Here is a 9,737-nt window from a genome sequence, read left to right on the forward strand (position 1 = left end):
CCCCATAACGGTTGGAGGGACAAGGCATAGTGGCTGAAGTGTCACGCTTACCCCCACATCTGGGTAGGGCACTTCAGGCACATGCCTTTCCTTGTATATTCACTTTCCCCATCTTCACTTAGCGCCACTATGGCTGAATCAAACTTTGTAGACTACGTCAAGATCTACTGCCGCTCCGGTAAGGGTGGCCGTGGCTCGACACACTTCCGTAGAGAGAAGTACATCCCCAAGGGAGGACCTGATGGCGGTGATGGCGGACGTGGAGGAGATATCTACGTCCGAGCTAACGAGAACTATTGGACTCTACTCCACCTGCGCTACCAGCGCCATGTCATCGCTACTGGAGGTGGCAATGGTAGAGGTAAGCGCTCTACAGGTGCCGATGGCGAGGATCAGATCATCGAGGTACCTGTCGGGACTGTGATCTACGATGCTGAGACGGGTGAGTTCATCATGGACCTAAGTCGGGATGGACAGCAGGAACTCCTACTCAAGGGTGGACGAGGAGGGAAGGGAAATACCTTCTTCAAGACCTCTACGAACCAAGCCCCTCGCTATGCCCAGCCTGGCGAACCCGCACGTGAGCGTACCGTCATCCTACAGCTGAAGATGCTCGCTGACGTAGGGCTCGTAGGGCTCCCCAACGCAGGGAAGTCCACGCTACTCTCCGTCCTCACTGCTGCCAAGCCCAAGATCGCTAACTATCCCTTCACGACGCTAGAGCCTAACCTCGGGATGGTGCGCTATCGTGATGATCGCTCCTTCGTGATGGCGGATATACCGGGTATCATAGAGGGTGCTGCAGAGGGGCGAGGCCTAGGGCTACGCTTCCTTAGGCACATCGAGCGCAATGCCCTCCTACTCTTCATGATCCCAGCAGATACTGAGCACATAGCCGACGAATATCGCCTGCTACTCGGGGAGCTCACGAAGTACAATGCAGAACTACTGGAGAAGAGGAAGGTGCTGGCCATCACCAAGTGTGACCTCATCGATGAGGAGATACAGGGATGGATACGTGAGGAGCTACAGAACGAACTCCCCGAGAACCTCCCCCTAATCTTCATCTCGGGGGCAGCACATCAGGGTCTCTCGGAACTCAAGGACCTCCTCTGGCACGAACTCAATAGAGAGACCAAGCACCGAGCAGAGAGCATCATCCAGCAGGCGATCGATGTGACGAGTCTCACGTGGGATGACGATGATGAGCCACTTCCACCACTTGACGAGGACGATGAGTCTTGGGATGAAGAGGAGGATGGAGACCTAGAGCTTGACTGGGATGACCTCGAGCCTGCCTCCCCCGAAGACCTCGAGTAAAGGACTACACCCTCCGACATACACAGCACGATCTAACGTCACGAGGCGATACCTACCGATGTGTAGGTATCGCCTCGTGACGTTTAAGCCCCTCTAGGGGACGACAAGGAGTCGCTAGGCCTGTGGGTACTCGCTAGCTCTGGGGCTTAGCTGCACATAGTAGTAGCTGTCCATGAGGAGGCCATTCTTGATCACAGATAGCCTCTGTATCCCCTCCAGCTGATAGCCAGCCTTCTCTAGGACACGTTGAGATCCCTTGTTGTAGGGAAAGACGAGGGCAAAGATCCTCATGAGCCCCAGCTCATCGAAGGCATAGTCGGTCATCTGCCGTACCGCCTCGGTAGCTATCCCTCGCCCCCAGTGAGGTTCACCGAGCCAATAGCCTATCTCCGCTGATAGGCGCTGAATGTCTGTACCCATAATCACCCCGATGACACCTACTAGTGCGCCCTCAGCTTCGATAGCTAGGCTCAGGTGGGGCTGCTCCTGTTGTGTCATCTGGATGAAGGCCTTGGCGTCGTCGAGGCTGTAGGGATTGGGGAAGTAGTCTCGGAGGTTATCCCAAATGCGCTTGTTGTCCGCTAGGCGAGCTAGGCACGGGGCATCCTCAGGGGTAAGAGGACGTAGCCTTACGCTCTCGGCCTTCCCTTGCTCACGGAAGGTCTTGAGCTTCTTCTCGATGAAGCTAAGGTCGTTGATGGCCTTGTCCTTGTCCTTATTTCTGCCGTATCTATCGAGCCAAGCCAAGATCCCAAAGGAATAGAAGCAGAAGCCCTCGGGAGTGAGGTCTCTCACACGGATCGCTGTCTCGTCGGTCACTCGCTCCCCTTCGGCTAAGATCCTCCTCGTCGTGAGCCCATTGTCCTGTAGGAAGAGTATGATGTGCTCATAGAGGCGGCGACTATGCTCTTGTTCCTCGGTTGTGCGAGAGTAGGGCGCAGCTAAGCTAGGTTGGGTAAGCCAGCCACACTGAGAGATCACCAGATCCTGCTCGAGCTCGAGGTATTGGTTGGTTAGGGAGGCACGTGTTGGTTTCATACGAAGTCCTTGTGTCGGTGTGTGGAGGGTGAAGTATCGGCTGTATAGAGAGATACCCCACAGAGTGACTGCCTAGGCAAGTCCTCTAGTGGGGTATCCAAGCTGGGAGCTAAGTAGCCTAGAGGCGACGAGAGCCGTCCGAGATGACTACGTCGTAGAACTTAGGTTCGTGGCCATACTTCGCTGAATAGCGGCGGCGAACCTCCTCGACGAAGTGATCGTGGAGATCTTCCTTCAGGAGGTTGATCGTACAGCCTCCGAAGCCACCGCCCATCACACGTGAGCCCGTGACTCCGTACTCCTTAGCCAGGTCGTTGAGGAAGTCTAGCTCCTCACAGCTGACCTCGTAGAGCTTGCTCATGCCATAGTGTGTCTCGTACATCTTCTCTCCTACGGTGGCGTAGTCGCCACGGCCGAGGGCTTCGCAGACAGCGAGTACACGATCTACCTCACCGATGACATACTCAGCACGCTTGTAGTCCTCTTCGCTGATCTCGCTGCGTACCTCATGGAGCATCTCGTGGCTAGCATCACGTAGGAACTTGACCTCGGGGTGACGCTTCGCGATTGCAGCCACTGCACGCTCGCAGCTCTCACGACGCTTGTTGTAGGCGGAGGAGGCTAGCTCGTGCTTGACCACGCTGTCTACGAGCAGGAGGCGGTAACCCTTGGACTTGGGGTCGAAGGGGAAGTACTCGTATTCGAGGCTCTTGCAGTCGAGGCGGATGAGGTGCCCAGCCTTACCGAAGACGGAGGCAAACTGGTCCATGATCCCACACTTCACCCCGATATAGTTGTGCTCGGTGGCTTGACCGATCTTGGCAAGCTCGAACTTGTCGATGCCGAGGGATAGGAGGTCATTGAGAGCGAAGGCAAAGGTGCTCTCTAGGGCAGCAGAGGAGGACATACCAGCTCCGAGGGGCACATCCCCTGCGAAGACTGTGTCGAAGCCCTCGACCTTCTTACCCCGCTTCTGGATCTCACGGCATACACCGAAGATATAGCGTGCCCAAGACTCCTTGGGGGCATCCTCTTCGTTGAGGCCGAACTCTGCGCTCTCGCCTAGGTCTAGTGCATAGGCACGGATACGATCAGTGCCGTTGAGGCGAATCTCGGCTACCATAGCCTTATCTACGGCTCCTGGGAAGACGAAGGCGCCGTTGTAGTCGGTGTGCTCACCGATGAGGTTGATACGTCCTGGAGAGGTGAAGAGTGTGCCTTCGGCTCCATAGAGCTCTTGGAACTTGCTACGAATACTAGCTGTGTTCATCTGTAGTACTTATATATGATGTGTATAGAGAGGCCTATCCCCTCACCTGGATAGACCAAGCGAGGGGATAGGAGGGATGATGACTAAGGGAGCTGCTTTACCTTGTGTCCGATGAGGGCATAGTAGAGCAGGTAGGCCTCGCCGATGACGACGATCGCCCATGTCCACTGCCAGCCGTGGAAGCTGTCAGCGAGGAAGCCCTGCAGTAGGGGGAGGATAGCTCCACCCACGATACCCATCATCAGGGCACCAGAGCCTGCAGCGGTGTACTTGCCGAGCTTGTCGATAGCTAGGGCGAAGATAGCTCCCCACATGATGGAGTGGAAGAGACCAGCACCGATGAGGAAGTAGGGGTTGTCAAGTACCATAGCGACGAGGACGAGGATACCAGCCACAGCAGAGGTGAAAGCCAGCTGCTTGCTCGCACTGATGCTGCTGAGGAAGCTACCACAGAGACGACCTACGAGCATGAGCCCCCAGTAGAGGGTAGCCAGCAGGGCGGGGTTGGAGAGACCCTTGTTCTCTGCATAGAGGTTGATGTTGTTCCCTACGCAGACCTCGACACCTACGTACATGAAGATAGCGACGACACCAAGCGCTAGGTGGCTGAAGCTCCATACGCTCTTCTCGAGCACTTCGCCTTCCTTCTTCTCTGCGCTTGCGATAGTAGGTAGGTGGATCTGTGTCAGAGCGACGATCAGACCACCGACGAGTACGATCAGTACGAGGAAGGGGATGTAGAGCGAGCTGATCTGGATATCTAGCCCAGTCTTGCCAGCGAAGATCACGTGAGCCACGAGCAGGGGAGCGATGGTAGCCATAGAGGAGTTACCCGTCCCTGCGATGGACTGACGTGTGACACCCGTCGTCCCCTTGACGCTACAAGCTACGATGTAGGGGTTGAGTACCGCCTGTAGGAAGGTCAGTGCAGATCCTGCTACGAAGGCAGCTACGAGGAAGATGTAGTAGGCCGTGGGGATCACGACTGCACCCTCATACTTGTAGCCTTCGCCTGCAGCACGTGCTGCGTCGATCGTGGGCTGGAAGTTCGCTATATCCATCGTCTCAAAGACGTAGGCGGATAGCTCATAGAGTCCAAAGGCGGCGATCAGACCGAAGAGCCCGAAGATGAGGGTCTGCTTGTAGCCCTTCCGCTCGATGTACTTAGCGCTGGGGACACCCATAGCTAGGTAACCGAAGAAGAAAGCAAAGGTCAGCAGCGTCGTCAGGGTGTTCGTCTGTGCTCCTGCCATCAGCAGGAAGGCTGCCTTCATGGGTGCCTGGAACTGTCCGTTGAGGTTCGTGATAAGCCCTACGAGGGACATCAGCACCACCATGATGATGAAGGGCACTAGATAGCTCTGCGCCTGTTTCTGTTGTGTCATCTGTGAGTTGTTGAGTTATGTAAGTTGTTAGTAGGATTTATTCGAGATTAGTCCGCTAGGGTGAAGCGGAAGGCCGTCACCGACTGGAAGGTCTCCCCAGGGTTGAGACGTGTCGTGGGGTACTCAGGGCGGTTGGGGCTATCGGGGTAGTGCTGCGTCTCTAGGCAGAGGGCGGCACGTGCGGGATAGCGGTGTCCGTGCTTGCCACGCATATTACCACTCATCCAGTTGCCTGTGTAGAGCTGTACACCTGGCTGATCGGTATAGACCTCCATCGTGATGCCAGTCTTGGGGGAGGAGCAGCGTGCGGCGAAGCCGAGCTTACCGAGGGGCTTGTCTAGGATGTAGGTGTGGTCATAGCCACGAGCCCAGACGAGCTGATCAATGGGAGTGTCGATACGAGCACCGACCTCGGTGGGCTTGGTGAAGTCCATGGGTGTCCCTGCCACAGCCTCGGGAGCTCCATAGGGGATAGCTGTATCGTCTGTGGGAAGGTAGGTGCTAGCGTTGATCTCTAGGAGGTGGTCATGCACGCTGGCATCGCCGTCGCCAGAGAGGTTGAAGTAGCTGTGTTTCGTGAGGTTGAGGATCGTAGGGCGGGTCGTCGTCGCCGTGTACTCGATGGTCAGTTCGTTCTCCTCGGTGAGGGTATAGACGACACGTACGTGTAGCTCCCCGGGGTATCCCTCCTCGCCGTCCTTGGAGACGTAGGATAGGGCGAGCTGGTTGCCTGCGAGCTGCTCGGCATCCCAGATCACAGCGTTGAAGCCCTTGAGACCGCCATGTAGGGCATTAGGGCCATTATTGATAGGTAGGGTATATTCTACGCCATCGAGGGTGAACTTCCCACGTGCCACACGATTGGCATAGCGACCACAGATCGCTCCGAAGTAAGCCTCTTCGCTATCCAGGTACTCCTGTAGGCTGTCGTGTCCGATGACGACATCCGTCCATCCCGTACGGCTGGGTACGATGAGGGAGACGAGTTTGGCACCTTGGTTGATGATGTGTGCCTCAGCACCTTGGCTATTGTGTAGGGAGTAGAGATGGACGGGCTTGCCATCCACCTGACCCTCGAAGGCTTGAGGGTCGAGATTTGCTTTGTTCTGTGCCATAAAGTAGGCTGTATAGTGCGATGTACTTAATAAAGTATTTTATTTTGACCTCAAATATACGAAAACTTCGCACACCTTGGTATCCTTTCTACTGCTACCCATAGGGCATTCCCACCCATCCCACATACACATCTTAGGATGCTTCCCTAATAAGGCTGATACCCCCTCGGGCTCACGTAGGATGTCGCTCGGGAGCTTTCTCGTGCGCGAATACCTTATATAGAGGGGATGGGTATCGCTTATATCTTAGGGATATCCTAAGTATAATGCGATTGGGTATATCCTCATTGGCTGTGCTGGGGATAGCTGATGGGGGAGGTGTAGTGCATATAGAGGTTTGGCCTATTCTTCATCGTGAGTCGGGTAGGTATCCGAGTGGTGTTTATCTAGGTCTTCCCATTGCCCAGTCTGACCTATTGGGAGCTGGTTATGTAGCAGTGTCGAAATGCTCCGAAAATCCCTCTGCTAACTATCTCTGTATCAATCGTGCTAAGGGGGGCTTTGCGAACATACCGAGAGCGCACTTGCGCTCTCGGTATGTTCGCCTCGGCGCTCTAAGTAACATCACGAGTGCGTTCATACCGAGAGCGTGAGTGCGCTCTCGGTATGAACGTTTTTGCCCCCTAGGAGTGTTTGATGTAGAGGGCTTCTCCTCTCAGGTGTACGTATCTTTGTGCGAACGGAGGAGAGAACCCGAAGACAAGATGAGCCAATGACAATCGACGAGATACGCAAGATACTGCCTACCCTGCCTGAGTCCCCTGGGTGCTACAAGTACATCGGACAGGAGGGGACGGTGATCTACGTCGGCAAGGCGAAGAACCTGCGCCGACGTGTCAGTAGCTACTTCCAGCGCGAGGTGCAGGGGGCGAAGACTCGCCTCTTGGTACGTCAGATACGTGGGATAGAGTATGTCGTCGTGGGCTCGGAGGCCGAGGCCTTGATCCTAGAGAATGCCTTGATCAAGGAGCACAAGCCCCGCTACAACATCCTCCTCAAGGACGACAAGACCTACCCCGAGGTCGTGATCCATCATGAGCCCTTCCCCCGTGTGCGTGTCGAGCGTAGACCTGCACGGGATGGGTCTGTACACTTCGGCCCTTACCCCAATGTCGGTATGGCACATGCTGCTGTGGCGATGGTGCGTGACCTCTACCCGATACGTACCTGCGACCTCGACCTCTCGCCACACAAGATAGCTCTCGGCAAGTACAAGGTCTGCCTCGAGTATCACATGAAGCGCTGTAAGGCTCCCTGTGTCGGCTACCAGAGCCGAGAGGACTACGACCACAGTATCCGAGAGATCACCTCCCTACTACGTGGCAACCTACGGGACGTCATCGAGCTCTATCGGAGCGAGATGCTCCGCCTGAGCGAGGAGCTCCGATTCGAGGAGGCGCAGATCTACAAGGAGCGACTGCAGTACCTAGAGAACTATCAGGTCAAGCATACCGTAGCCCCACACCATATACATAATGTGGATGTCTTCAGCTTCGAGGAGGATGAGGACGGAGCTACCTATGTGAACTATATGCACATCACTCAGGGGATGGTCTCTCAGGTCTATACCCTAGAGTATCGCAGTCAGCTCGAGGGCGAGAGTAGAGAGGAACTCTTTGCCTCGGCGATCACCGAGCTGCGTCGGCGCTTCGGCTCTCGGGCAAAGGAGCTGATCCTACCCCTAGACCCTGGATGGCAGGATGATGCCAACGTGACGATCACCATCCCACAGCGAGGTGATAAGAAAAAGCTCCTAGAGCTCTCCGAGCGCAATGTGCGCCAGTACAAGGTGGACAAGTATAAGCGTGCCGAGCGACTGAACCCCGACCAGCGCCTCATGCAGGTCGTGGGAGACCTGCGCCAGAGACTGGGGCTAGAGCGTAGCCCGATGCATATCGAGTGCTTCGACAACTCCAATATTCAGGGCTCTGACCCTGTGGCGGCATGTGTCGTCTTCAAGCGAGGTCGTCCCTCGAAGAAGGATTACCGCAAGTTCAACATCCGCACCGTCGAGGGCCCCGATGACTATGCCTCGATGCGGGAGATCGTCACCCGACGCTATCGTCGTATGCAGGAGAGCGAGGAGGCTCTGCCCGACCTCATCCTCGCTGATGGAGGCAAGGGGCAGGTGGGCGCTATCCGTGAGGCGCTTGGCGAGCTAGGGCTCTCGATACCTGTGGCAGGCCTTGTCAAGGATGAGCGACACCGTACCTCTTCCCTGCTCTATGGGGAGGACTTCCTGCGAGAGATCCCCGTACGTCATCACAGTCCGACCTTTCACCTGCTGGAGCAGATCCAGGCCGAGGTGCATCGCTTCGCCATCACCTTCCATCGGGACAAGCGGAGCAAGAGCCAGCTGTCCTCCCGCCTAGACTTCATCAAGGGAATTGGCCCGAAGACGAAGGATGAACTCCTCTCCACCTTCCGTAGCGTCCAGTCTGTCTCCTCCGCTTCGCTGGAGGAGCTTACCACGGCTATTGGCCCGGCCAAGGCACGTATCGTCTACCAAGCCTTTCACGCTGAGGAGGAGACTGAGCCTACCGCTTAGCTCCCTTCGTACACCCTATAATAATGTTGTTATCCGTATGAGATTTTTGATCCAACGTACCCGATCCGTCAGTGTTCATATAGATGGTGTGGCTGTCGCAGAGACTTCCCGACCAGGGATGCTCATCCTCGTAGGTATTACCGCCGAAGATACCGAAGCCGATATCCAGTACCTCGTCAGCAAGGCTGTCCAGCTCCGTATCTTCGACGATGAGGATGGGGTGATGAACCGAAGTATCCTAGATGTCGGGGGCGAGGTGACGTTGGTCTCGCAGTTTACCCTCATGGCCGATACGCACAAGGGCAACCGCCCCTCCTATATACGTGCTGCCCGCCCCGAGCAATCCGAGCCCCTATATAATAAGGTAGTGGAGGCTCTACAGGAGCGACTAGGTAAGCCCATCGGTACAGGTCGCTTCGGTGCCGATATGCAGGTCTCGCTGATCAATGACGGGCCGGTGACGATCTGGATCGATAGCCACAACAAGTCTTACTAAGCTAAAGGTGAGTTCCGCTCGAGCAGCTTACCTTCTCATTATATATTACCGACTATGGTTCACTGCTGAGGGGGCAAGGTTCTTAGGGGGGACAGACTGCTAGGAGGGCTTGCTCCTATGTGCGTAGTGGGGGCTGGCTGGGTAAGATCCCCAGAGGGACTATTCTATTTAGGGGGGGCTCCTAGTCTCTGTAGTGAGCTCGTGTTTTTAGCAAGGAGCTTTAGGAGGATAGCCTACTTAGGCGATTGGTCCAATTATTTGTGCCCATTGACCTCTCTTGTATCTTGGAGGAGGGGGGCTTGAGATATGATTTTACAAAGATTGTATTTACGCGTCCTCAGCTAATACATTCTTACCTATATTTAGCTCCCATTTAGTACGCTTTGGGAGTAGAGATGAGAGCCAAGAGAGATTTATTGATAATTCATCGTCTGATGCCCTCCTTTTTCTTCCTACGAACGCTGTCGGGGACAGCGGAATACGAATAAAAATGAGAGGAGAGGGTCTCGAATGGTGAGAAATGAGGGTTTCAAGTGCCGAAAGTGTGAGTTTGCAACAAGCTGTA

7 protein-coding genes are annotated in these 9,737 nt (G+C 55.3%); 3 read left to right on the forward strand and 4 right to left on the reverse strand.

Going from position 1 to position 9,737, the window contains the following annotated elements:
• Positions 1-129: 129 nt before the first annotated feature.
• Positions 130-1,320, forward strand: coding sequence for a GTPase ObgE (gene obgE, locus QZ554_RS04385; protein WP_297194655.1), 1,191 nt, complete (start codon positions 130-132; stop codon positions 1,318-1,320).
• Between the two features lie 114 nt (positions 1,321-1,434).
• Here obgE and QZ554_RS04390 read toward each other — a convergent pair whose 3' ends face one another.
• From QZ554_RS04390 to QZ554_RS04405, 4 genes are all read right to left on the reverse strand, one after another.
• Entirely contained in the window at positions 1,435-2,358 is a 924-nt protein-coding gene (locus tag QZ554_RS04390) for a GNAT family N-acetyltransferase (RefSeq protein WP_297194656.1), read from the reverse strand.
• Between the two features lie 118 nt (positions 2,359-2,476).
• On the reverse strand, positions 2,477-3,628 hold the full coding sequence (gene galK / locus QZ554_RS04395) for a galactokinase (protein ID WP_297194657.1): 1,152 nt from the start codon (positions 3,626-3,628) through the stop codon (positions 2,477-2,479).
• Positions 3,629-3,711: 83 nt separating this feature from the next.
• Positions 3,712-5,013, reverse strand: a complete 1,302-nt coding sequence (locus tag QZ554_RS04400; protein ID WP_297194658.1) for an MFS transporter — start codon at positions 5,011-5,013, stop codon at positions 3,712-3,714.
• Between the two features lie 47 nt (positions 5,014-5,060).
• Positions 5,061-6,128, reverse strand: coding sequence for an aldose epimerase family protein (locus QZ554_RS04405; RefSeq protein ID WP_297194659.1), 1,068 nt, complete (start codon positions 6,126-6,128; stop codon positions 5,061-5,063).
• 712 nt (positions 6,129-6,840) lie between these two features.
• Between QZ554_RS04405 and uvrC the strand changes: the two genes are divergently transcribed.
• Together uvrC and dtd are read left to right on the forward strand one after the other, a co-directional pair.
• Complete coding sequence (gene uvrC / locus QZ554_RS04410; protein ID WP_297194660.1) at positions 6,841-8,676, forward strand: excinuclease ABC subunit UvrC; 1,836 nt, start codon at positions 6,841-6,843, stop codon at positions 8,674-8,676.
• Between the two features lie 37 nt (positions 8,677-8,713).
• Positions 8,714-9,172: a D-aminoacyl-tRNA deacylase gene (gene dtd, locus QZ554_RS04415; RefSeq protein ID WP_297194661.1), complete on the forward strand. Its 459-nt coding sequence runs from the start codon at positions 8,714-8,716 to the stop codon at positions 9,170-9,172.
• The last annotated feature ends 565 nt before the right edge of the window (positions 9,173-9,737 follow it).

Source organism: uncultured Porphyromonas sp., assembly GCF_915070105.1.
Taxonomy (GTDB): domain Bacteria; phylum Bacteroidota; class Bacteroidia; order Bacteroidales; family Porphyromonadaceae; genus Porphyromonas.

Bases quoted from the DNA above. Each gene is read 5' to 3' on its own strand.
- QZ554_RS04400 (WP_297194658.1), bottom strand. From the start codon at position 5,013: ATGACACAACAGAAACAGGCGCAGAGCTATCTAGTGCCCTTCATCATC.
- dtd (WP_297194661.1), top strand. From the start codon at position 8,714: ATGAGATTTTTGATCCAACGTACCCGATCCGTCAGTGTTCATATAGAT.
- galK (WP_297194657.1), bottom strand. From the start codon at position 3,628: ATGAACACAGCTAGTATTCGTAGCAAGTTCCAAGAGCTCTATGGAGCC.
- obgE (WP_297194655.1), top strand. From the start codon at position 130: ATGGCTGAATCAAACTTTGTAGACTACGTCAAGATCTACTGCCGCTCC.
- QZ554_RS04405 (WP_297194659.1), bottom strand. From the start codon at position 6,128: ATGGCACAGAACAAAGCAAATCTCGACCCTCAAGCCTTCGAGGGTCAG.
- QZ554_RS04390 (WP_297194656.1), bottom strand. From the start codon at position 2,358: ATGAAACCAACACGTGCCTCCCTAACCAACCAATACCTCGAGCTCGAG.
- uvrC (WP_297194660.1), top strand. From the start codon at position 6,841: ATGACAATCGACGAGATACGCAAGATACTGCCTACCCTGCCTGAGTCC.